The organism is Alsobacter soli, assembly GCF_003004785.1.
Lineage (GTDB): Bacteria > Pseudomonadota > Alphaproteobacteria > Rhizobiales > Beijerinckiaceae > Alsobacter > Alsobacter soli.
Genome location: NZ_PVZS01000001.1, coordinates 201,616 through 221,338 on the forward strand (window position 1 = coordinate 201,616; position 19,723 = coordinate 221,338).

19 protein-coding genes and 1 pseudogene are annotated in these 19,723 nt (G+C 67.8%); 10 read left to right on the plus strand and 10 right to left on the minus strand.

Translation table 11 applies throughout. The features are described 5' to 3' along the window. Window positions 1-112: 112 nt before the first annotated feature. Window positions 113-2,827 carry an aconitate hydratase AcnA gene (gene acnA, locus SLNSH_RS00980; RefSeq protein WP_106334770.1) on the minus strand — a complete coding sequence of 905 codons (2,715 nt, stop codon included), beginning with the start codon at window positions 2,825-2,827 and terminating at the stop codon, window positions 113-115. Window positions 2,828-3,017: 190 nt separating this feature from the next. Here acnA and ccmA point away from each other — a divergent pair, with 190 nt between their 5' ends. The 6 genes from ccmA to SLNSH_RS01010 all read left to right on the plus strand — a co-directional run bounded on the left by ccmA (window position 3,018) and on the right by SLNSH_RS01010 (window position 7,775). Further along, window positions 3,018-3,620 carry a heme ABC exporter ATP-binding protein CcmA gene (gene ccmA, locus SLNSH_RS00985; protein WP_106334771.1) on the plus strand — a complete coding sequence of 201 codons (603 nt, stop codon included), beginning with the start codon at window positions 3,018-3,020 and terminating at the stop codon, window positions 3,618-3,620. Further along, complete coding sequence (ccmB, locus tag SLNSH_RS00990; protein WP_106334772.1) at window positions 3,617-4,288, plus strand: heme exporter protein CcmB; 672 nt, start codon at window positions 3,617-3,619, stop codon at window positions 4,286-4,288. The genes ccmA and ccmB overlap by 4 nt, the downstream gene beginning before the upstream one ends. Before the next feature lie 192 nt (window positions 4,289-4,480). Then, complete coding sequence (locus SLNSH_RS00995; RefSeq protein WP_106334773.1) at window positions 4,481-4,633, plus strand: aa3-type cytochrome c oxidase subunit IV; 153 nt, start codon at window positions 4,481-4,483, stop codon at window positions 4,631-4,633. Between the two features lie 99 nt (window positions 4,634-4,732). Then, on the plus strand, window positions 4,733-5,905 hold the full coding sequence (locus SLNSH_RS01000) for a Re/Si-specific NAD(P)(+) transhydrogenase subunit alpha (RefSeq protein ID WP_106334774.1): 1,173 nt from the start codon (window positions 4,733-4,735) through the stop codon (window positions 5,903-5,905). A gap of 12 nt (window positions 5,906-5,917) precedes the next feature. Then, complete coding sequence (locus SLNSH_RS01005) at window positions 5,918-6,367, plus strand: proton-translocating transhydrogenase family protein (protein ID WP_106334775.1); 450 nt, start codon at window positions 5,918-5,920, stop codon at window positions 6,365-6,367. A gap of 4 nt (window positions 6,368-6,371) precedes the next feature. Beyond that, window positions 6,372-7,775, plus strand: coding sequence for an NAD(P)(+) transhydrogenase (Re/Si-specific) subunit beta (locus SLNSH_RS01010; protein WP_106334776.1), 1,404 nt, complete (start codon window positions 6,372-6,374; stop codon window positions 7,773-7,775). Between the two features lie 110 nt (window positions 7,776-7,885). Here the strand turns inward: SLNSH_RS01010 and SLNSH_RS01015 are convergent, their stop codons facing one another. From SLNSH_RS01015 to purE, 4 genes and pseudogenes are all read right to left on the minus strand, one after another. Then, window positions 7,886-8,764 carry a tetratricopeptide repeat protein gene (locus tag SLNSH_RS01015; RefSeq protein ID WP_106334777.1) on the minus strand — a complete coding sequence of 293 codons (879 nt, stop codon included), beginning with the start codon at window positions 8,762-8,764 and terminating at the stop codon, window positions 7,886-7,888. 229 nt (window positions 8,765-8,993) lie between these two features. Further along, a pseudogene (rpsU, locus tag SLNSH_RS01020) lies at window positions 8,994-9,258 on the minus strand (30S ribosomal protein S21); the annotation flags it as partial. Window positions 9,259-9,404: 146 nt separating this feature from the next. Next, window positions 9,405-10,481, minus strand: a complete 1,077-nt coding sequence (locus SLNSH_RS01025) for a 5-(carboxyamino)imidazole ribonucleotide synthase (RefSeq protein WP_106334779.1) — start codon at window positions 10,479-10,481, stop codon at window positions 9,405-9,407. A 1-nt stretch (window position 10,482) separates the two neighbouring features. Next, window positions 10,483-10,977: a 5-(carboxyamino)imidazole ribonucleotide mutase gene (purE, locus tag SLNSH_RS01030; RefSeq protein WP_106334780.1), complete on the minus strand. Its 495-nt coding sequence runs from the start codon at window positions 10,975-10,977 to the stop codon at window positions 10,483-10,485. A 69-nt stretch (window positions 10,978-11,046) separates the two neighbouring features. Here purE and SLNSH_RS01035 point away from each other — a divergent pair, with 69 nt between their 5' ends. Further along, on the plus strand, window positions 11,047-11,661 hold the full coding sequence (locus tag SLNSH_RS01035; RefSeq protein WP_106334781.1) for a GGDEF domain-containing protein: 615 nt from the start codon (window positions 11,047-11,049) through the stop codon (window positions 11,659-11,661). A gap of 3 nt (window positions 11,662-11,664) precedes the next feature. Here the strand turns inward: SLNSH_RS01035 and SLNSH_RS01040 are convergent, their stop codons facing one another. Further along, window positions 11,665-11,883, minus strand: coding sequence for a YdcH family protein (locus SLNSH_RS01040; protein WP_106334898.1), 219 nt, complete (start codon window positions 11,881-11,883; stop codon window positions 11,665-11,667). A gap of 266 nt (window positions 11,884-12,149) precedes the next feature. Here SLNSH_RS01040 and SLNSH_RS01045 point away from each other — a divergent pair, with 266 nt between their 5' ends. Further along, window positions 12,150-12,335, plus strand: a complete 186-nt coding sequence (locus tag SLNSH_RS01045; protein ID WP_106334782.1) for a YdcH family protein — start codon at window positions 12,150-12,152, stop codon at window positions 12,333-12,335. A gap of 132 nt (window positions 12,336-12,467) precedes the next feature. On the opposite strand, the gene SLNSH_RS01050 is transcribed toward SLNSH_RS01045, so the two are convergent. Both SLNSH_RS01050 and SLNSH_RS01055 read right to left on the minus strand, forming a co-directional pair. Continuing rightward, window positions 12,468-14,096, minus strand: a complete 1,629-nt coding sequence (locus SLNSH_RS01050; RefSeq protein ID WP_106334783.1) for an acyl-CoA synthetase — start codon at window positions 14,094-14,096, stop codon at window positions 12,468-12,470. A gap of 86 nt (window positions 14,097-14,182) precedes the next feature. Further along, on the minus strand, window positions 14,183-14,941 hold the full coding sequence (locus SLNSH_RS01055; RefSeq protein ID WP_106334784.1) for a sulfite exporter TauE/SafE family protein: 759 nt from the start codon (window positions 14,939-14,941) through the stop codon (window positions 14,183-14,185). Window positions 14,942-15,140: 199 nt separating this feature from the next. Here SLNSH_RS01055 and SLNSH_RS01060 point away from each other — a divergent pair, with 199 nt between their 5' ends. Both SLNSH_RS01060 and SLNSH_RS01065 read left to right on the plus strand, forming a co-directional pair. Beyond that, a complete protein-coding gene (locus tag SLNSH_RS01060; RefSeq protein ID WP_106334785.1) occupies window positions 15,141-17,036 on the plus strand; it encodes a propionyl-CoA synthetase in 1,896 nt (631 codons plus the stop codon). Between the two features lie 100 nt (window positions 17,037-17,136). Continuing rightward, on the plus strand, window positions 17,137-17,784 hold the full coding sequence (locus SLNSH_RS01065; RefSeq protein WP_342587849.1) for a LysE family translocator: 648 nt from the start codon (window positions 17,137-17,139) through the stop codon (window positions 17,782-17,784). Here the strand turns inward: SLNSH_RS01065 and SLNSH_RS01070 are convergent. Both SLNSH_RS01070 and rlmN read right to left on the minus strand, forming a co-directional pair. Then, window positions 17,756-18,241, minus strand: a complete 486-nt coding sequence (locus SLNSH_RS01070; RefSeq protein WP_106334786.1) for a hypothetical protein — start codon at window positions 18,239-18,241, stop codon at window positions 17,756-17,758. The two genes, SLNSH_RS01065 and SLNSH_RS01070, sit on opposite strands and share 29 nt — an antisense overlap. A gap of 2 nt (window positions 18,242-18,243) precedes the next feature. After that, complete coding sequence (rlmN, locus tag SLNSH_RS01075; protein ID WP_106334787.1) at window positions 18,244-19,491, minus strand: dual-specificity RNA methyltransferase RlmN; 1,248 nt, start codon at window positions 19,489-19,491, stop codon at window positions 18,244-18,246. Between the last annotated feature and the right edge of the window lie 232 nt (window positions 19,492-19,723).

A 19,723-nucleotide genomic window follows, 5' to 3' on the forward strand; every position in this document is an offset into this window, starting at 1 on the left:
GTTGCCTTGAGCAGACCACACGAAAAAGGCCGCCAGCATAGCTGGCGGCCTCTTCTTGGTGGTTGCGTACGCTTCCGGATGGATCCGGCTGCTCAACGCTCGCTCTTGGGCCTCAGGCGGCCAGGCTGCGCAGCACGTACTGCAGGATGCCGCCGTTCTTGTAGTACTCGAGCTCGTCGAGCGTATCGATCCGGCAGATCAGCGGGACCTTCTTCACGGAGCCGTCCGCGAAGGTGATCTCCGCCTCCATCTTCTGGCGCGGCTTGAGGTCGCCGGAGAGGCCCTTGATGGTGACCGTCTCGTCGCCCTTCAGGCCGAGCGTCTGCCAGGAGGTCCCCTCCTCGAACACGAGCGGCACGACGCCCATGCCGACCAGGTTCGAGCGGTGGATGCGCTCGAAGGACTGGGCGATCACGGCGCGCACCCCGAGCAGCACGGTGCCCTTCGCGGCCCAGTCACGGGACGACCCGGTGCCGTACTCCTTGCCGGCGAAGACGACGAGCGGAACGCCAGCGTCCTTGTACTTCATCGCGGCGTCGTAGATCGGCAATTGCTCGCCGCCCGGGAAGTACTTGGTCACGCCACCTTCGACGCCCGGGATCATCTGGTTCTTGATCCGGATGTTGGCGAAGGTGCCGCGCATCATGATCTCATGATTGCCGCGGCGCGTGCCGTACTGGTTGAAGTCGGCCGGGGCGACCTGACGGTCCATCAGGTACTTGCCCGCGGGCGAGGCCGCCTTGATCGAACCGGCCGGCGAGATGTGGTCGGTCGTGATCGAGTCGAGGAAGAGGCCCAGCACCCGCGCGTTGACGATGTCCTCGACCGGCTTCGGCTGCTTCTCCATGCCCTCGAAGTAGGGCGGGTTCTGCACGTAGGTGGACGACATGTTCCACTTGTACGTCTTGCCGCCCTCGACCTGGATCTTCTGCCAGTGCTCGTCACCCTTGAAGACGTCGGCGTACTTCGACTTGAAGAGCGCCTTGGTGATCGTCTTCTGGATGAACTCCTCGACTTCCTTGGAGCTCGGCCAGATGTCCTTCAGGTAGACGGGCTTGCCCTTCTTGTCGACGCCGATCGGGTCCTTCGAGAGGTCGACCTGCAGCGAGCCGGCGAGCGCGTAGGCGACCACCAGGGGCGGCGACGCCAGATAGTTGGCGCGCACGTCGGGGTTCACGCGGCCCTCGAAGTTGCGGTTGCCCGAGAGCACCGCGGCGGCCACGACGTCATTGTCGTTGATCGCCTTGGAGATCTCCGCCGGCAGCGGGCCCGAGTTGCCGATGCAGGTCGTGCAGCCGAAGCCGACGAGGTTGAAGCCCAGCTGGTCGAGCGACTCCTGCAGGCCGGACTTGGTCAGGTACTCCGCCACCACCTGCGAACCGGGCGCGAGCGAGGTCTTCACCCACGGCTTCACCGTGAGGCCCTTCTCCACCGCGTTGCGGGCGAGCAGGCCGGCGGCCATCATCACGCTCGGGTTCGAAGTGTTGGTGCACGACGTGATCGCCGCGATCACCACGTCGCCGTGGCCGATGTCGAAGTTCTTGCCTTCCACCTTGTAGCGGGCGGCGAGGTCGGCGGCCTTCTTGAACTCCGTCTCCATCGCGCCGGCGAAACCGCTCTTGGCGTCGGACAGGAGCACCCGGTCCTGCGGGCGCTTCGGGCCGGCGATGGACGGCTGCACCGTGCTGAGGTCAAGCTCGAGCGTGTCGGTGAAGACGGGGTCCGGCGTGGCCCGCGAGCGGAACATGCCCTGCGCCTTGGCGTATTTCTCGACGAGCTCCACGCGCTCCGACTTGCGGCCGGAGGTGTCCAGGAAGGCGATCGTCTCGCTGTCGACCGGGAAGAAGCCGCAGGTCGCGCCGTACTCGGGCGCCATGTTGGCGATGGTGGCGCGGTCGGCCAGCGTCATGGACCCGAGGCCGGGGCCGTAGAACTCCACGAACTTGCCCACCACGCCCTTCTTGCGCAGCATCTGGGTCACGGTGAGCACCACGTCCGTGGCGGTCACGCCCTCGCGCGGCTTGCCGGTGAGCTTGAAGCCGATGACCTCGGGAATGAGCATGGAGATCGGCTGGCCGAGCATGGCGGCCTCGGCCTCGATGCCGCCGACGCCCCACCCGAGCACGGCCATGCCGTTGACCATGGTGGTGTGCGAGTCGGTGCCGACCAGCGTATCCGGATAGGCGACCTCGACGGTCTCGGTCTTCCCCTTTTCGGTGGCGACCTTCTCCTTCCGGGTCCACACCGTCTGGGCCAGGTACTCCAGGTTGACCTGGTGGCAGATGCCGGTGCCGGGCGGCACAACGCGGAAGTTCTCGAACGCCTGCTGGCCCCAGCGCAGGAAGTTGTAGCGCTCGCCGTTGCGGGAATACTCGAGGTCGACGTTCTTCTGCAGCGCCTTGGGAGAGCCGAACTCGTCCACGATCACCGAGTGGTCGATCACGAGGTCGACCGGCACGAGCGGGTTGATCTTCTCAGGGTCGCCGCCAAGCTTGGTCATGGCGTCGCGCAGGGCCGCGAGGTCCACCACGGCCGGCACGCCCGTGAAGTCCTGCATCAGCACGCGGGCGGGGCGGAAGGCGATCTCGCGCTCGGCCTTGCCGCGCGAGGTCAGCCATTCGGCGATCGCCTGGATGTCTTCCTTCGTGACGGTCCGGCCGTCCTCGTAGCGCAGCAGGTTCTCGAGAAGGATCTTCATCGAGAACGGCAGGCTGGAGATGCCCTCCAGGCCGTTCTCCTCGGCGTCCTTGAGCGAGTAGTAGACGTAGGTCTTTTCGCCGACTTTGAGCTTCTTGCGGGACTTGAAGCTGTCGAGATGGTTCGTCACGGCGGGATCCTCTTGGGGTTCGACTCGTGGTTCGGCCGGAATGCGTGAACACGCGCGCCGCCCCGGGGGTGCCCAGGTCCCCGCGCTGGATGAAGCGCTCGGCGCAGCCGTCGCGCTTATAGATAATTTCCGTGCGACCCGCTACACGAACGAAAGTCGTTGAAACACGGACCAGAGGCCCCCTTCGCGCATGCGTCTCGTCGTCGAAAACCTCGCCTGCGAGCGCTCGGGGAGACCCGTCTTCCAGGGCGTCAGTTTCGCCGTGGACGAGGGCGAGGCTGTCGCCCTGGTGGGCCGCAACGGGGCAGGGAAATCGACCACGTTGCAGATCCTGGCCGGTCTCCTCGAGCCGTCAGGCGGATCGATTCTGCTCGATGGCGGCCACGACGATCGAACTCTCCCTGAGCAGGCGCACTATGTCGGACATCGGGATGCGCTGAAGCCGGCGCTGACGCCGCATGAGGCCTTGGGTTTCTGGCAGGCGATGCTGGGCGAACCCGCCATCGATCCCGACGAGGCGCTCGACCGGCTGGGGCTCGGACATGCCGCCGACCTGCCCTGCGCCTATCTTTCCGCCGGCCAGCGGCGCCGCCTGGCCCTCGCGCGCCTTCTCGTCTCGGACCGGCCGGTGTGGCTGCTGGACGAGCCCACCTCGGCGCTGGACGCCGCGTCCCAGCAACTCTTTGCCCAGATCGTAAACCGCCACCTTGAACGCGGCGGCCTCGTGGTCGCCGCCACCCACGGCCCGCTCGGCGTCCGGGAAACCGCCTCCGTCAGGATCGGCCCCGCATGAGGTCGCCCCTCGCCGCCCTGGCCGCGAGGGAGTTCCGCCTCGCCGCGCGCATTGGCGGCGGCGGCGGGATGGGCCTCGTCTTCTTCCTGATCCTGGTCACGATCGTGCCATTCGCGATCGGCCCCGATCTGAACCTGCTCTCGCGCATCGGCCCGGCCATACTTTGGATCGCAGCTGCGCTTGCCACGCTACTCGGCCTCGATCGCCTGTTCCAGGCGGACGCCGAGGACGGATCCCTGGACCTGATCCGGATGAGCGAGACGCCCCTTGAACTGGTCGTCCTCGTCAAGGGACTGGCCCATTGGGCGACGACGGGCTTGCCCTTGGCCCTTGCCGCGCCGTTCTTCGGGCTGCTCCTCGCCTTGTCGCCCGAGGCCATGGGCGCCATCTGCGCCACCCTTCTCGTGGGCACCCCCGCCCTGACCTTCATCGGCGCCATCGGGGCCGCTCTCACCGCCAGCCTGCGCCGTGGAGGCCTCGTGCTGTCGATCCTCGTCCTGCCCCTGATGATTCCCGTTCTGATCTTCGGGGTGTCCGCGGCGAACGCCGCCGTGGGGGGCACAGTGCCGTTCGCCACTCCATTCGCCGTGCTTTGCGGCCTTAGCCTTTTCGCTTTGGTCACAGGTGTTTTTGGCTCGGCGGCGGCAATCCGCTCCGGCTCGGCGTAGCGCGGGCGCCACACCCGATCTTTTCTGGCATGCCAGAGATGCGCGCCCGACTTGAAGGCCCGATCTAATCGATTTAGCATCAGGCTCTCGCGACCCTTGCGGGAGGGGCCTTGGATTGCCTCAAAGCGCCGTCTGCGATACACGCGCAGACAGGGACTTTCCTACCCGTAGCAACATTTCCAAGGGGGAAATATGGCTGACCATAACCTCGCGCCCGCCGGCGGGCATCCCGCGATGGACTACCCGGAGCACGAGCGCACCTACGCGATGTTCGTGAACCTCGCGAAGTACGGCACCACCGCCGTTGTCGTCCTGCTCATCGGGATGGCTTTCTTCCTGCTCTGATCCCCACACCCGAGCCGCGCGGATCGTTGCGCCGGCTGGCGCAGCGGTCCTCCTTTCACTGCTTGCTGTCGCGCGCCGCAGGCCAGCGGAGTTCCCGCAATGCGTATCGCCGTGATTACCGAGACCGATCCGCATGAGGATCGCGTCGCCGCCACGCCGGAAACGGTGAAGAAACTCGTCGGGCTTGGCGCGAATGTCGCCGTTCAGTCCGGCGCTGGCCTCGCCTCCGGGATCACGGACGCCGATTACCAGGCCGCCGGCGCGACGACGGAGCCCACGGCCGAGGCTGCGCTGGCCGACGCCGACGTGGTGCTCAAAGTGCGCCGCCCCACCCCGGCTGAGGCGGGAGCGATGAAGCGCGGCGCCATCGTGCTCGCCATCATGGATCCCTACGGGAACGAGGCGGCGCTCAAGGCCCTGGCCGACGCCGGCGTCTCCGCCTTCGCCATGGAGCTGATGCCACGCATCACCCGGGCGCAGGTGATGGACGTGCTCTCCTCCCAGGCCAATCTCGCGGGCTATCGCGCCGTGATCGACGGCGCTGCCGAGTATGGCCGGGCCCTGCCCATGATGATGACCGCCGCAGGCACCGTGCCCGCCGCCCGCATTTTCGTGATGGGCGTCGGCGTCGCGGGCCTGCAGGCCATCGCGACCGCGCGCCGCTTGGGCGCCGTGGTCACGGCGACGGACGTGCGGCCCGCCACCAAGGAGCAGGTCGAGTCGCTCGGCGCGAAGTTCCTGGCCGTGGAGGACGAGGAGTTTCTGCAGGCGCAGACCGCTGGAGGCTACGCCAAGGAGATGTCGAAGGAGTACCAGGCCAAGCAGGCCGCGCTGGTCGCCTCCCATATCGCCAAGCAGGACATCGTCATCACCACGGCGCTGATTCCCGGCCGCCCGGCCCCGAAGCTGGTGTCCGAGGACATGATCGCCTCCATGAAGCCCGGCTCCGTGCTGGTCGACCTCGCGGTCGAGCGCGGCGGCAACGTGGCCCTGGCCAGGCCCGGCGAGATCGTGGTGACGCCCAATGGCGTCAAGATCGTCGGCCACCTCAACGTGCCCGGCCGCCTCGCCGCCACGGCGTCGAGCCTCTACGCCAAGAACCTGTTCAACTTCCTCGAGACCATGATCGACAAGGGCTCCAAGGCCCTGGCGGTCAAGTGGGACGACGAGCTGGTCCAGGCCACGAACCTCACCCGCGACGGCGCGGTGGTCCACCCGAACTTCCAGCCCAAGCCTGCTGAGCCCGCCCCCGCGGCGGCTCCCACGGCCTGAGGAGGATGATCCATGGCGACAGAATCTGCTGACATCCTCGTCCAGCGCGCCCAGGACGCCGCCCGCGTCGCGCGCGCGGCCGCCGAGGCCGCCCAGGCCTACGCCGACCAGGTGGCGACCGCCGCGGGCGCCGCCGCCCACGCGGCGAGCGGCGGGGCGCTCGACCCCTTCGTGTTCCGCCTGGCGGTTTTCGTGCTGGCGATCTTCGTGGGCTACTACGTGGTGTGGTCGGTGACCCCGGCGCTCCACACGCCCCTGATGTCCGTCACCAACGCCATCTCGTCGGTGATCGTCGTGGGCGCCCTGCTCTCCATCGGGGTGAGCGCCGTCGGGGCCGTGGACAACGGCCCCACCTGGGCGCGCTTCTTCGGCTTCATCGCCCTCATCCTCGCCAGCGTGAACATCTTCGGCGGGTTCCTGGTCACCCAGCGCATGCTGGGAATGTACAAGAAGAAGGGCTGATCCGATGAGCGCCAATCTCGCGGCCCTTCTCTACCTGGTCTCCGGCGTCCTGTTCATCCTGGCGCTGCGCGGCCTGTCTTCCCCGGCCTCCAGCCGCCAGGGCAACATCTTCGGCATGGTCGGCATGGCCATCGCCATGATCACCACGCTGACGCTGGCGCCCCCGGCCAGCCTGTCCGGCTGGCTGCTGGTCTTGCTCGGACTGGTGATCGGCGGCGGCGCAGGCGCGGTGGTCGCCCGCCGCATTCCCATGACGGCGATGCCGCAGCTGGTGGCCTTCTTCCACTCCCTGGTCGGCCTCGCGGCCGTGCTGGTCGCGGCCGGCGCGCTCTACGCGCCGCAGGCCTTCGGCATCGGCGTCCCCGGCGCCATCCACGGCGCCTCGCTGGTGGAGATGTCGCTCGGCGTCGCCATCGGCGCCATCACCTTCACAGGCTCGGTGATCGCGTTCCTGAAGCTCAACGGCAACATGGGCGGCAAGCCCATCCTGCTGCCGCAGCGGCACGTCATCAACGCGGGCCTTGCCATCCTGCTGGTCGTCCTGATCGCCCTCTTCGTGAAGACCGAGTCGATTGGCCTGTTCTGGCTCATCGCCCTCGTCAGCTTCGTGCTGGGCGGCCTCATCATCATCCCGATCGGCGGCGCCGACATGCCGGTCGTGGTGTCGATGCTGAACTCCTACTCGGGCTGGGCGGCCGCCGGCATCGGCTTCACCTTGGGCAACCTGGCGCTGATCATCACCGGCGCGCTGGTCGGCTCCTCGGGCGCGATCCTGTCCTACATCATGTGCAAGGGCATGAACCGCTCCTTCATCTCCGTCATCCTGGGCGGCTTCGGCGGCGAGACCGCCGCGGCCGCAGGCGGGACCAAGGAGACGCGCCCGGTGAAGCAGGGCTCGGCCGACGACGCCGCCTTCATGATGAAGAACGCCAGCAAGGTCATCATCGTGCCGGGCTACGGCATGGCGGTGGCCCAGGCCCAGCACGCCCTGCGCGAGATGGCCGACAACCTCAAAAAGGAAGGCGTCGAGGTGAAGTACGCCATCCACCCCGTCGCGGGCCGCATGCCCGGCCACATGAACGTGCTCCTGGCCGAGGCCAACGTCCCCTACGACGAGGTGTTCGAGCTCGAGGACATCAACTCCGAGTTCGCCCAGGCCGACGTGGCTTTCGTGATCGGGGCCAACGACGTCACCAACCCTGCCGCCAAGACGGACCTGGCCTCGCCGATCTACGGCATGCCGATCCTGGACGTGGAGAAGGCCAAGACCGTCCTCTTCATCAAGCGCGGCATGGGCTCCGGCTACGCCGGCGTTGAGAACGAGCTGTTCTTCAAGGACAACACCCTGATGCTCTTCGGCGACGCCAAGAAGATGGTCGAAGAAATCAACAAGGCCATGGCGCACTGATCGAAACCTGGAGACTCCCGGCGCCCCCGGGCATCTCCGGTCCGTTCTGACCAAACAAAAAGGCCGGCTTCGAGCCGGCCTTTTTCGTGACTGGGCTTTGAAGCGCGGGATCAGAAGAACCCGCCGCCGCTCCGGCCGCCGACGCGGCTCAGGCCTTCCTTGGCGGCGGCGTTGCCCGGCTCCACCACCAGCGCTCGCTGGTAGGACTCGGTCGCCTTGGCCTTGTCGCCGAGCTTCTCGTAGGCGAGGCCGCGGCCTGCCCATGCGTCCGCGCTGCGGTTGTCGACGTTCAGCGCCGCGTTGAAGTCCTCGGCGGCCTGCTGGTACTTGCCGACCGCGATCAGGCTCACGCCGCGGGCCTGGTAGGGCGCGCCCGCGAAGGGGTCGCGGTCGATCGCCGCGTCGAAGTCGTTGATGGCCTGCTTGTGCTGGCCCTGGCGCTGGTAGATGAGGCCACGCGCGTGGTAGCCCTGCGCCGACTCGGGGCTGAGGCGGATGGCCTGCGACAGGTCCGCAAAGGCCTGGTCGAAGTTGTTCTGCGAGCGAAGCAGGTTGGCGCGGGCCAGGTACGCCGGGCCGTAGTTCGGGTTCGCCTGGATGGCGGCCGAGAAGTCGGCAAGCGCCGAATCGTTGCGGTTGGTCTGCCGGTACGCCAGGCCGCGATTGGTATAGGCCGGCGCGTAGCCCGGGTTGATCTGCAGCGCCTTGCTGAAGTCGCCGATCGCCTCCTGGAAGCGGCCGATCTTGGCGTAGGCCGCGCCGCGCGTGTTGTACGCGCTGGCGTCGTTCGGATTGCGTGAGATCACGTCCGTCAGGGAGGAGATGTTGGCGGCCTGGGCCCCCGACTTGTCTTCCTCGATCTCGGCGACGCCGGCCCCGGACATCCCGCGCCCGACCGTCTCACAACCCGCGACGGCGACCGCCAGGCACAGCACGGAAAGACGGGCGGCCTTGGTCAGCGAGACAGGGCGCGGCAGCGGAAGGCGCATGACGGGACCTTTCAGTGTCCTTCGATGTGAATCGTCCCGCCGTCCTGGCGGGCGTGTCACGGATGGGGGCGAATTGGAGCGAGAAGGTGACGCACGGAGCTTAAGAATTCGCTCACTACGTGTGCGTGGCGCGAGTGCAACAGCCGCCCTACGGTCCTGCAGAACCAGCCCGTAAAACGCCACCGGCGCCCGACGACCTTTCGGTCGGGGCGCCGTCGGAACAACCCGTTCGCGGCTGGAGAGCCGCGCCGGCTTCAGCGGCCAGCGGCGACCTTCGGCTTGGGAGCCGGAAGCAGGCCTTCGCGCTGGGCGCGCTTGCGGGCCAGCTTGCGGGCGCGGCGAACGGCCTCGGCCTTTTCGCGGGCGCGCTTCTCGGAGGGCTTCTCGTAGTGCCCGCGGAGCTTCATCTCGCGGAAGATACCCTCGCGCTGCATCTTCTTCTTCAGCGCCTTGAGAGCCTGGTCGACATTGTTGTCACGAACGAGAACCTGCACGCGTCGTTTTCCCGTGTCTCGAAGAAAAGGAGTTCGGCTGGCGCGCAGGCGCCATCGCCGGGATGCGGTGGATTAACAGAATCACCCAAGCTTGTCCACGGCCCTGATGCTCGAATTTCGAGCTTTCACCGGGTCTGGGGACAATCTCACTCAGGCGTGACCCGGTTGACGTGCCCCATCTTGCGGCCGGGACGCGCCTCCGCCTTGCCGTAGAGATGCAGGTGCGCCCCCGGCTCGACCAGGAACGCATGCCACTGGTCGGCCTCGTCGCCGATCAGGTTGTGCATGGTGACTGTTCCGCGCCGGCGCGCCGAACCGAGCGGCCAGCCGGCCACTGCGCGAACATGCTGCTCGAACTGCGACGTATCGGCCCCGTCCTGTGTCCAGTGCCCTGAATTGTGGACCCGCGGCGCAATCTCGTTGATCAGCACCCGCTCGCGCCCGTCGGCCTCGGCCACCACGAACATCTCCACGGCGAGCACGCCCACATAGTCGAGCTCGGTCGCGATGCGCGCGGCGTGCTCCAGCGCGGCGTGGCTCGCCTCGCCCTGCAAGGTCGCCGGCACGCGCGTCACGGCGAGGATGTGATGCCGATGCTCGTTCTCGCACACGTCGTAGGCCACGACGTCACCGTCCCTTCCACGTGCGGCGACCACCGAAACCTCGCGCAGGAAAGGGACGAACGATTCGAGGATCGAGGGCTGCTCGCCCACGGATTTCCAGGCCTCGGCGAGGTCCGTTTCGGGCCGGATGGCCGCCTGGCCCTTGCCGTCATAGCCAAAGCGGCGCGTCTTCAGCACCGCGGGCCGGCCCATCGCGGCCACTGCCGCCTCCAAGGATGCGAGGTCGTCCACGGCGCGGAAAGCTGGCGTCTCGAGGCCAATGTCGCGCAGAAACGTCTTCTCGGTCAGACGATCCTGCGTCACGGCCAGCGCTCGAGGGCCTGGCAGCACGGGCACGCGCTGCGCCAGGAAGTCGGCCGTCGCGGCCGGCACGTTCTCGAACTCGTAGGTGACGACGGACACCGCCGCCGCGAAGGCCGCGAGGGCCTGCTCGTCGTCATAGGCCGCCTGGGTCGCACCCGCCGAGACGTCAAAGGCCGGGTTGTCGCCGGCAGGCGCGTAGATGTGGCACTTCAGGCCAAGCGGCGCGGCCGCGAGGGCCATCATGCGGGCGAGTTGCCCGCCGCCCAGGATGCCGATGGTCTGGCCGGGATGCAGCATGTCAGGCCTCGTCCGAAGGGCGCTCGGCGACCGACGCCGTCTGCCTTTCGCGATACGCCTCCAGGCGCGCCGCCAGCGCGGGATCGTTCAGCCCGAGCACGGCGGCGGCGAGCAGGGCCGCGTTCACCGCTCCGGCCCGGCCGATCGCGAGCGTGCCCACCGGGATGCCGGCCGGCATCTGCACGATCGAGAGCAGGCTGTCTTGTCCGGACAGCGCCTTGGATTCCACCGGCACCCCGAACACGGGCAAGCTCGTCAGCGCCGCGGTCATGCCGGGCAGGTGCGCAGCCCCGCCGGCGCCGGCGATGATCACCTGGTACCCGGCGTCCCGCGCTCCCTTGGCGAAGGCGTAGAGCCGATCGGGGGTGCGATGCGCCGACACGATGAGCGCCTCGTAGGCCACGTCCAGGGACTCCAGGGCCTCGGCCGCGTGCCGCATCGTGGCCCAGTCGGACTGACTGCCCATGATGATGGCGACAGGTGTAGGCCCCTTCATTGTCAGTCTCCTGCCGATCTTAAGCGGCCTTCAAGAAAAAGAGCGGCGGAGTATAGAGGCGCGCCCCCCATGCGCAAGCTGAGCAGGACCGTCCGTTTGAAGCAGGCCCCCTCCCCCGCCCAGGACGTCGCCCCCTCCCCCGAGGCCCGGCGCATCGCCGAACTGACCCGCGAACTCGCCGCCGCCCAGGCGCGCGTCCGCGAACTCGAGGAGCTCGCCCACGTCGACGAACTGACCGGCGCCCTGAATCGCCGCGGCTTCCTGCGCGAGCTCCGGCGCGCGCTGTCCTACACCGAGCGGTATGGCGTTCCCGTATCCCTGGCGCTTCTGGACCTGGACGGGTTCAAGGCGGTCAACGACCTGTGGGGTCATCCGGCTGGGGACGCAGTTCTGGCGCACACGGCCCAGGCGCTTTCGAGCAGGTTGCGCGCCTCCGATATCGTTGGGCGACTCGGCGGGGACGAGTTCGCGATCCTTCTCTGGCACGCTCCCGGGGAGGTGGCCGCCGACAAGGCCGCGGCGCTGTCCAGGACTCTCTCGGCGGACCCGATCCGCTGGGCGGGACACGAGATCAGCATACGAGCGTCATTCGGGGTGCAGCAACTCGAGGCCGGCCAGAGCGTCGAAGACGCGCTCCAAGGGGCCGATCGCCGGCTTTACGCCGCCAAGGCCGCCGCCCGCTGACAGTCAGGCGATGATGTCGGGCGTGATCTGGTCGGAAAGCTGGATGATCTTGTCCTTCAGCGCCAGCTTGCGCTTCTTGAGGCGCTGGATCTGGAGCTGATCCGCCGCCGTCATGCCTTCCAGGGCGAAGATCGCGGCGTCCAGGTCGCGATGCTCGCTCTGCAGGCGGGCCAGTTCCGCGGCCAGTTGGCTCTCGGTGAACTCGGTGCTGTCGTTGATCATGTTCACTGGCTGACGCCCGCTTGGCCCGCCCAGGCGGGACCTCACCACTATGCCAGACCGTACGCTTCGGGCAAGCCGCCGTTTGCGGCCAAGCTGACGCTTGGATAACGTCGCTGGTGTTGGCGCGGCGCTCCCGCTTGCAGGAGAAATCCGCCCTCCCTACCTGATGGTATGAGGCCCCGGTCGACGCGCTCTTTGCGAATCCGTCTCCCCCGAGGCCTCGTCCTGTGTCAGACTGATGACGTTCAAAACATGGGAGGTATCGAATGGCTTTGCAGTCCCATCTGGCGGAGCTTGAGCGCCGCCATCAGGCCATCGATAAGGAGATCGAGCGGGAAATGGGCGCCCCTGGCGTCGATGACCTCAAACTCGCGGAGTTGAAGCGCAAGAAATTGCAGCTCAAGGATCAGATCGAGCGGCTGCGTACGGCCGCGAAGCCGACCATTCATTAAAGTCGGACTGGCGCTTCACAGCGCTTAGCGTGGGTTCACCGCCGCAAGCCCGTTAGCTGCGGCGGTTTTATTTTGCCCGAATAATGGCCGGTAGGAACGGACCGCTTGGCCCGCCTCCAGCCAAACCGGCCGTCAAACCTCCCGGGCCATCTCCCGAAGCCGGAACTTCTGGATCTTGCCTGTGGAGGTCTTGGGCAACTCCGTGAACACGATGTGTCGCGGACACTTGTAGCCGGCCAGGTGCTGCCTGCACCAGGCAAGCAGTTCCTCCACCGTCGCCTCGCGCCCGGGCTTGATCTCCACGAAGGCGCAGGGCGTCTCGCCCCACTTCTCGTCCGGCTTCGCCACCACCGCCGCCGCCTGCACCGCCGGATGCTTGAACAGGGCGTCCTCGACCTCGATGGACGAGATGTTCTCGCCGCCCGAGATGATGATGTCCTTGGAGCGGTCCTTCAGCTGGATATAGCCGTCGGGGTGCTTCACCCCGAGGTCGCCCGAGTGGAACCAGCCGCCTGCGAAAGCCTCGTCCGAGGCCTTGCGGTTCTTGAGATAGCCCTTCATCACCACGTTGCCGCGGAACATGACCTCGCCGATCACCTCCCCGGTGTCCGGGACGCTTTCCATCGTGCCCGGGTCCTTCACGTCGAGCGCTTCGAGCGCCAGGTAGCGCACGCCCTGCCGGGCCTTGCGGGCCGCCTGCGCGGGCCCATCGAGGTCGTTCCACTCGGCGTGCCAGTCGTTGACCACCGCCGGCCCGTAGGTCTCGGTGAGCCCGTACAGGTGCGTCACGTTGAACCCGGCCTCACGCATGCCCGCCAGAACCGCCTCGGGCGGCGGGGCGGCCGCGGTGAAGAACTCCACGGTGTGCGGCAGGGGTCTCTTCTCCGCCTCCGGCGCGTTCAGCAGCGTCGACATCACGATGGGAGCGCCGCACAGGTGCGTCACCTTGTGATCCGCGATGGCGTCGTACATGGCCTTGGCGCGCACGTAGCGGAGGCAGACATGGGTGCCCACCGCCGCCGAGATCGACCATGGGAAGCACCAGCCGTTGCAGTGGAACATGGGCAGGGTCCACAGGTAGACCGGGTGCTTGCCCATGTTGCAGGTGAGCACGTTGCCCTGCGCCAGCAAGGCCGCGCCGCGGTGGTGGTAGACGACGCCCTTCGGGTTGCCGGTGGTGCCGGACGTGTAGTTGAGCGAGATGGCGTCCCACTCGTCGCCGGGGCTCTGGCGCTCGTAGGTTGCGTCCCCCTCCGCCAGGAACGCCTCGTAGTCCAGTGAGCCGAGCCGGTCGCCGGGACCCGTGTATTCCGGATCGTCGTAGTCGATCACCAGCGGCCTCACCGCGCACTGCTCCAGCGCCGGCTTCATCACCTTGGCGTATTCACGGTCAACGATCAGCACCTTGGCTTCGCCATGGTCGAGCGAAAACGCGATGATCGGCGGGTCCAGGCGCGTGTTGAGCGTGTTGAGCACGGCGCCCGTCATCGGCACGCCGTAGTGGCACTCCAGCATGGCGGGCGTATTGGCGAGCATCACCGCCACGGTGTCCCCACGCCCGATGCCGCGCTTGGCCAGCGCCGAGGCGAGCCGCCTGGAGCGCTCGTGGAACTCCCGATAGGTCCGCCGCATGGGGCCATGGATGATCGCGACGTGCTCCGGATAGACCAGCGCGGCGCGCTCCAGGAACGACAGCGGCGTGAGGGGCTGGAAGTTGGCCGGGTTCTTGTCGAGATCGATGTCGTAGATGTTGGACGCCACGGCTGCCCTCTCCCTGGGGTATAGAGGCGGGAGCCTAGCCGCGGCCCGTGCGGCACACAATCAATCGATTGTCGAGGTGCTGGGGCCTAGATCAGGTCGCGGATCCCGTCCCAGATCAGCTTGACGCCGACCACGAAGCTCAACGCGTAGATGAGCGTGAAGAAGCGCCGGGCGTCCAGGCGTCGCACCATCCAGACGCCGAGGAAAGTGGACGCGATCGCGATGGGGAAGAACAGCGCCGAGGCCTTCAGGTTCTCGGAGGAGAACTGGCCCAGCGCCACATAGGGAAAGACCTTCACCAAGTTCACGGCCGCGAAGAACATGGTGCTGGTGCCCGCATAGAGCTGCGGCGAGAGCCGCTGCGGCAGCACGTGAACCTGGAAAGGCGGCCCGCCCGCATGGGCGACGAAGCTGGTGTAGCCCGAAACCGCGCCCCAGAACACGCCGGCGCCTGTCGACCCCCGGGTTCGCTCGCCCTCAGCCATCACGTTGCGCCGGCCCCAATACATCAGCACGAAGCCGACCGAGATCAGGCCGACTCCCACCCGCACCGCCGCCTCCGGCACCTGCGCGGCTAGAAACCAGCCGACCGCGATGCCGACCAGGGCCCCGGGCAACATGATCAGGAGGATCTTGCGGTCGAAGTCGCGCCGGTAGGCCCAGACGCTCACGGCGTCCTGCACGATCAGGATCGGCAGCATGATGGCCGCGGCCGTCACGGGCGAGATGGCCAGCGCGAGCATGGGCATGCTGATAAGGCCGAGCCCCGAGAAGCCGCCCTTGGACATGCCCATGAGCACCACGGCCGGGACCGCCAGGGCGAAGAAGAGGGTGCTGTCGAGCATGGCGGGGGATCACGCAGGCGGGACCGTACGGGTCGCAAATTCATGGCCGGCGCACAAGCGCTCGCCACGCAGGGCGGGCAGTCGCAGGAAGGAGGCGTGGCTCCGGTCTCAACCTTTCGGTTACCCTCGACTTCAGTCGTCTTGTTCCGCCGCCGTGCCTGCGTATCAGTCGAGGGACAGTCGTGGGTGGGAGGAAGCCATGTCGAGCCGCTATCACGAGACCTATGCGCAGTGGAAAGCCGATCCGCAGGCGTTTTGGGCCGAGGCCGCGAACGCGATCGACTGGATCAAGCCGGCCGACAAGGTCTTCGACCCGAGCCAGGGCGCCTATGGCCGCTGGTTCGCCGGGGCCGAGTGCAACACCTGCTGGAACGCCGTGGACCGGCACGCCGCCAATCGCGGCGACACGCTGGCGCTGATCTACGACAGCCCGGTGACCGGCTCCAAGCGCACCCTGACCTACGCCGAACTCAAGGACGAAGTCGCCACGCTGGCGGCCGTGATCGCCGACATGGGCGTGGCCAAGGGCGACCGCGTCATCATCTACATGCCGATGATCCCCGAGGCCGTGGTCGCCATGCTGGCCTGCGCCCGCATCGGGGCGATCCACTCCGTGGTGTTCGGCGGATTCGCCGCCAAGGAGCTCGCCACCCGCCTCGACGACGCCGCGCCCAAGCTGGTGCTCGCCGCTTCCTGCGGCATCGAACCGAACCGGGTGGTGCAGTACAAGCCGCTGCTGGACGAGGCCATCGCCTTGGCGTCCAACAAGCCCGCCTCCGTCCTGCTGCTCCAGCGCCGGCAATGCGAAGCCGCGATGCAGCCCGGCCGGGACTACGACTGGGCGGCCCTCGTCGCCAAGGCCCGGGCAGCCGGCAAGCAGGCGGATTGCGTGCCCGTGCTGGCGACCGACCCGCTCTATGTCCTCTACACCTCCGGCACCACCGGCAAGCCGAAGGGCGTCGTGCGCGACAACGGCGGCAATATGGTCGCTCTCGCCTGGTCCATGACGAACCTCTACGGCGTGGCGCCCGGCGAGGTGTTCTGGGCGGCCTCGGACGTCGGCTGGGTGGTGGGCCACTCCTACATCGTCTACGCCCCGCTGCTGGCCGGCTGCACCACCGTGGTCTACGAGGGCAAGCCGGTCGGGACGCCGGACCCGGGCGCCTTCTGGCGCATGATCTCCGAGCACAAGATCAAGGTGCTGTTCACCGCGCCGACCGCCTTCCGGGCCATCAAGAAGGAGGACCCCAAGGCCGAGCACCTGAAGCGCTACGACATGGGCGGCTTCCGCGCCCTGTTCCTGGCCGGCGAGCGCGCCGACCCCGACACGGTGCAGTGGGCCGAGGACATCCTGAAGGTCCCGGTCATCGACCACTGGTGGCAGACGGAGACGGGCTGGGCCATCGCGGGCAACCCGCTCGGGCTCGGCCAATTACCGGTGAAGCACGGTTCGCCCACGGTCGCCATGCCCGGCTACGACGTCCAGATCGTCGACGAGGGCGGAAAGCCCGTGATGCCGAACCAGATGGGCTCCATCGTGGTGAAGCTGCCGCTGCCCCCCGGGTGCCTGCCGACCCTTTGGCATGCCGACGACCGCTTCAAGGAGAGCTACCTCGCGGCCTATCCGGGCTACTACAACACGTCGGACGCCGGCTTCATGGACGAGGACGGCTACCTGTTCATCATGGGCCGCACGGACGACATCATCAACGTCGCCGGCCACCGCCTCTCGACGGGCGGCATGGAGGAGGTGCTCGCCTCCCACCCGGATGTCGCCGAGTGCGCCGTCATCGGCGTCAAGGACTCGCTGAAGGGCGAGCAGCCCTGCGGCTTCGTGGTGCTCAAGGCGGGGGTCAACCGCTCCCCGCTGGAGATCGAGAAGGAGATCGTCCAGCTCGTGCGCGACAGGATCGGCCCGGTCGCCGCGTTCAAGATCGCCATCACGGTGAACCGCCTGCCCAAGACCCGCTCGGGCAAGATCCTGCGTGGCACCATGAAGAAGATCGCGGATGGCGACGAGTGGTCCATGCCCGCCACCATCGACGACCCCGCCGTGTTGGACGAGATCGCCCGGGCGCTGGAAGGCAAGATCTGACGCTCGCCGGAAAGACCCTCTCCCGCCGCTATGGGAGAGGGTAGCCGTCAGCAGAAACCGGGTGGCGCGGCGGGTCCCTTCGGCCTAGGGTCCCGCCGCCATGACGTTGGATTTCGTCCCTTCCCCAGCCACGCTTCTCGCCTTCACGGGCGCGAGCTTCCTGCTCGCCATCACGCCCGGGCCGGACATGGCCTTGATGCTGTCCCGCACGCTGGCGGGCGGCCGAAGGCTCGGGTTCGCCACGATCGCGGGCTGCTCCGTCGGGCTTGTCTGTCACGCGCTTCTGGCCGGTTTCGGCCTTTCCGCCCTGCTGGCGGCCTCGGCGACGGCCTTCGCGGTCGCCAAGATGGTCGGCGCTGTCTATCTGCTCTGGCTCGCCTGGCAGGCGCTCCGCCACGGGTCGGCGCTCAGCATGGCCCCGGGCGAGGCGACGCCCCAGCAACCCTGGGCGGCGTTTCTCACCGGCCTTGGGATCAACCTCACGAACCCGAAGGTCGTGCTGTTCTTCGTGACGTTCCTGCCGCAGTTCGTCGATCCGGCGGACCCGCACGCCGCCGGGCAGATGCTGTTCCTGGGCTTCTGGTTCCTGGTGGTGGGCACGCCGACCTGCTGCGTCATCGTGCTGACGGCCGAGCGCTTCACGGCCTTCATGCGCCGCTCGCGCCGCCTGACGCGCGCCTTCGACATGAGCTTCGCCGGCCTGATGGGCGGCTTCGCGCTCAGGCTCCTGCTGGCGCAGGCCCGCTGACCGAGCCCATCTCGCGTCCGGCGACCGCCCAGTAAACGAAGCCCGAGACCGCGCCAGTCAGGAAGAGCAGGGACAGCAGCTTCGTATCGGATGGATCGAGGACCTCCCCGGGCGCCCGCCCGAGCCACGCGATCGCCACCGCAAGCAGGCCCCCGCCCCCGGCGTACCAGACGTAGGACCTCAGGCCTGCCACGGCCCCGATGATCGCCACCATGATGGGCGGCAGCACCAGCAACGCCGTCGCCAGCGCCCAGAAGGCGCCGGCCGCCACGGCCCAGACCGTGTCGGGCCCCGGCCCGTTCAGGACGGCGTCGAAGAAAGCAAAGACGCCCGCGAGCGTCAGGTCGCTCGCAAGCTCGCGGACCTCCGGCACGGCCAGGCCGCCAATGATCAGGAAGAGGGCGCCGGCAGGAATCGCCAGCACCAGCCCCAGCACGCCGAGGAACAGCCGGCGCACGCTCAACCCTCCTGGGAGACGAACATCCCCTCGGCCCCGATGCCGCTTTCCAGCATCAGCCGGGCCCGGGCCCGCAGCTTCTCCGTCTCGCTCTTGAGCTGGCCGCAGGCGGCCAGGATGTCGCGCCCGCGCGGGGTGCGCACCGGGGAGGCGTAGCCCGCCCGGAACACCACCTCAGAGAAAGCTTCGATCTGCTCCCAGTCCGAGCACTCATATTTCGTGCCCGGCCAGGGGTTGAACGGGATCAGGTTGATCTTGGCCGGAATGCCCTTCAGCAACCGCACCAGCTCGCGCGCGTCCGCCAGGCTGTCGTTTACGCCCTTCAGCATCACGTATTCGAAGGTGATGCGCCGGGCGTTGCTGAGCCCCGGATAGGCCCGGCAGGCGTCCAGCAGGTCGCGTATCGGGTATTTCTTGTTGAGCGGCACCAGCTCGTTGCGCAGGTCGTCCCGCACCGCGTGGAGCGAGATGGCCAGCATGGAGCCGATCTCATCGCCGGCGCGCGGGATCATGGGAACCACGCCGGAGGTCGAGAGCGTGATGCGCCGCTTGGACAGGGACAGGCCGTCGCCATCCGACACCACGTCCATCGCGTCGCGGACGTTGTCGAAATTGTAGAGCGGCTCGCCCATGCCCATCAGCACGACATTGCTGACGGCGCGTTCGGCGTCCGGCACCAACCCGTCCGTCGGCCGCACGCCGCCCGGCCACTCGCCAAGGCGATCGCGCGCCACCATGAGCTGCGCCACGATCTCGGCCGAGGTCAGGTTGCGGACGAGCTTCTGCGTGCCCGTGTGGCAGAACGAACAGGTGAGCGTGCAGCCAACCTGCGACGACACGCAGAGCGTGCCCCGGTCCGACTCGGGGATGTAGACCGCCTCGATCTCCGCGCCCTTGTCGTGCGGACCAGTCGAGGCCATGCGGATCAGCCACTTGCGAGTGCCGTCCACGGACACCTGCTCGGAAACGATCTCCGGGCGATCCAGCGTGAAGCGATCGGCGAGCGCCTGCCGCAGGCCCTTGCCCACGTTGGTCATGGCGTCGAAGTCGTGCGCGCCCCGGAAATAGATCCAGTGCCAGAGCTGGCCGACCCGCATGCGGATCTCGCGCTCCGGCACTCCGGCTTCCGCCAGCGCCTCCGCCAGCCCGGAGCGGGTCACCCCCACGAGCGAGCGCTTTCCCGTCGCGGTCGGCGGAACGGGCGCGGCGGCGGGCTTGGCCCGGGACAGGTCGAGCGTGATGGCGGTCATGGTCCGGATCCGGCGCTGGGCGCCTCAAAAACAAAGATCGGCGAGCCGGCGCATGGCGCCCGGCGCGGCCGATCCCCTACCACAGGTGCGATGGAAATCCTATGCGTGGATAAAGTGGCCCCAATCAGGCGGGATGCAAGGGGTCCGGTGCTCAACGCGCGATCGCTCCGCCGTCATCCCCGGCCGGAGCGCCGCAGGCGCGGAGGGGAAGGGGATCCCGGGCCCCACGCAG

What these genes read in the sequence shown, in the direction of transcription:
- ccmB (WP_106334772.1), top strand. Translation starts at nt 3,617, where the DNA reads ATGAGGTCGCCCCTCGCCGCCCTGGCCGCGAGGGAGTTCCGCCTCGCC.
- SLNSH_RS01035 (WP_106334781.1), top strand. Translation starts at nt 11,047, where the DNA reads ATGCGCAAGCTGAGCAGGACCGTCCGTTTGAAGCAGGCCCCCTCCCCC.
- SLNSH_RS01005 (WP_106334775.1), top strand. Translation starts at nt 5,918, where the DNA reads ATGGCGACAGAATCTGCTGACATCCTCGTCCAGCGCGCCCAGGACGCC.
- SLNSH_RS01015 (WP_106334777.1), bottom strand. Translation starts at nt 8,764, where the DNA reads ATGCGCCTTCCGCTGCCGCGCCCTGTCTCGCTGACCAAGGCCGCCCGT.
- SLNSH_RS00995 (WP_106334773.1), top strand. Translation starts at nt 4,481, where the DNA reads ATGGCTGACCATAACCTCGCGCCCGCCGGCGGGCATCCCGCGATGGAC.
- rlmN (WP_106334787.1), bottom strand. Translation starts at nt 19,491, where the DNA reads ATGACCGCCATCACGCTCGACCTGTCCCGGGCCAAGCCCGCCGCCGCG.
- SLNSH_RS01055 (WP_106334784.1), bottom strand. Translation starts at nt 14,941, where the DNA reads ATGCTCGACAGCACCCTCTTCTTCGCCCTGGCGGTCCCGGCCGTGGTG.
- SLNSH_RS01000 (WP_106334774.1), top strand. Translation starts at nt 4,733, where the DNA reads ATGCGTATCGCCGTGATTACCGAGACCGATCCGCATGAGGATCGCGTC.
- SLNSH_RS01065 (WP_342587849.1), top strand. Translation starts at nt 17,137, where the DNA reads ATGACGTTGGATTTCGTCCCTTCCCCAGCCACGCTTCTCGCCTTCACG.
- SLNSH_RS01025 (WP_106334779.1), bottom strand. Translation starts at nt 10,481, where the DNA reads ATGCTGCATCCCGGCCAGACCATCGGCATCCTGGGCGGCGGGCAACTC.
- SLNSH_RS01060 (WP_106334785.1), top strand. Translation starts at nt 15,141, where the DNA reads ATGTCGAGCCGCTATCACGAGACCTATGCGCAGTGGAAAGCCGATCCG.
- purE (WP_106334780.1), bottom strand. Translation starts at nt 10,977, where the DNA reads ATGAAGGGGCCTACACCTGTCGCCATCATCATGGGCAGTCAGTCCGAC.
- ccmA (WP_106334771.1), top strand. Translation starts at nt 3,018, where the DNA reads ATGCGTCTCGTCGTCGAAAACCTCGCCTGCGAGCGCTCGGGGAGACCC.
- SLNSH_RS01040 (WP_106334898.1), bottom strand. Translation starts at nt 11,883, where the DNA reads ATGATCAACGACAGCACCGAGTTCACCGAGAGCCAACTGGCCGCGGAA.
- SLNSH_RS01010 (WP_106334776.1), top strand. Translation starts at nt 6,372, where the DNA reads ATGAGCGCCAATCTCGCGGCCCTTCTCTACCTGGTCTCCGGCGTCCTG.
- SLNSH_RS01045 (WP_106334782.1), top strand. Translation starts at nt 12,150, where the DNA reads ATGGCTTTGCAGTCCCATCTGGCGGAGCTTGAGCGCCGCCATCAGGCC.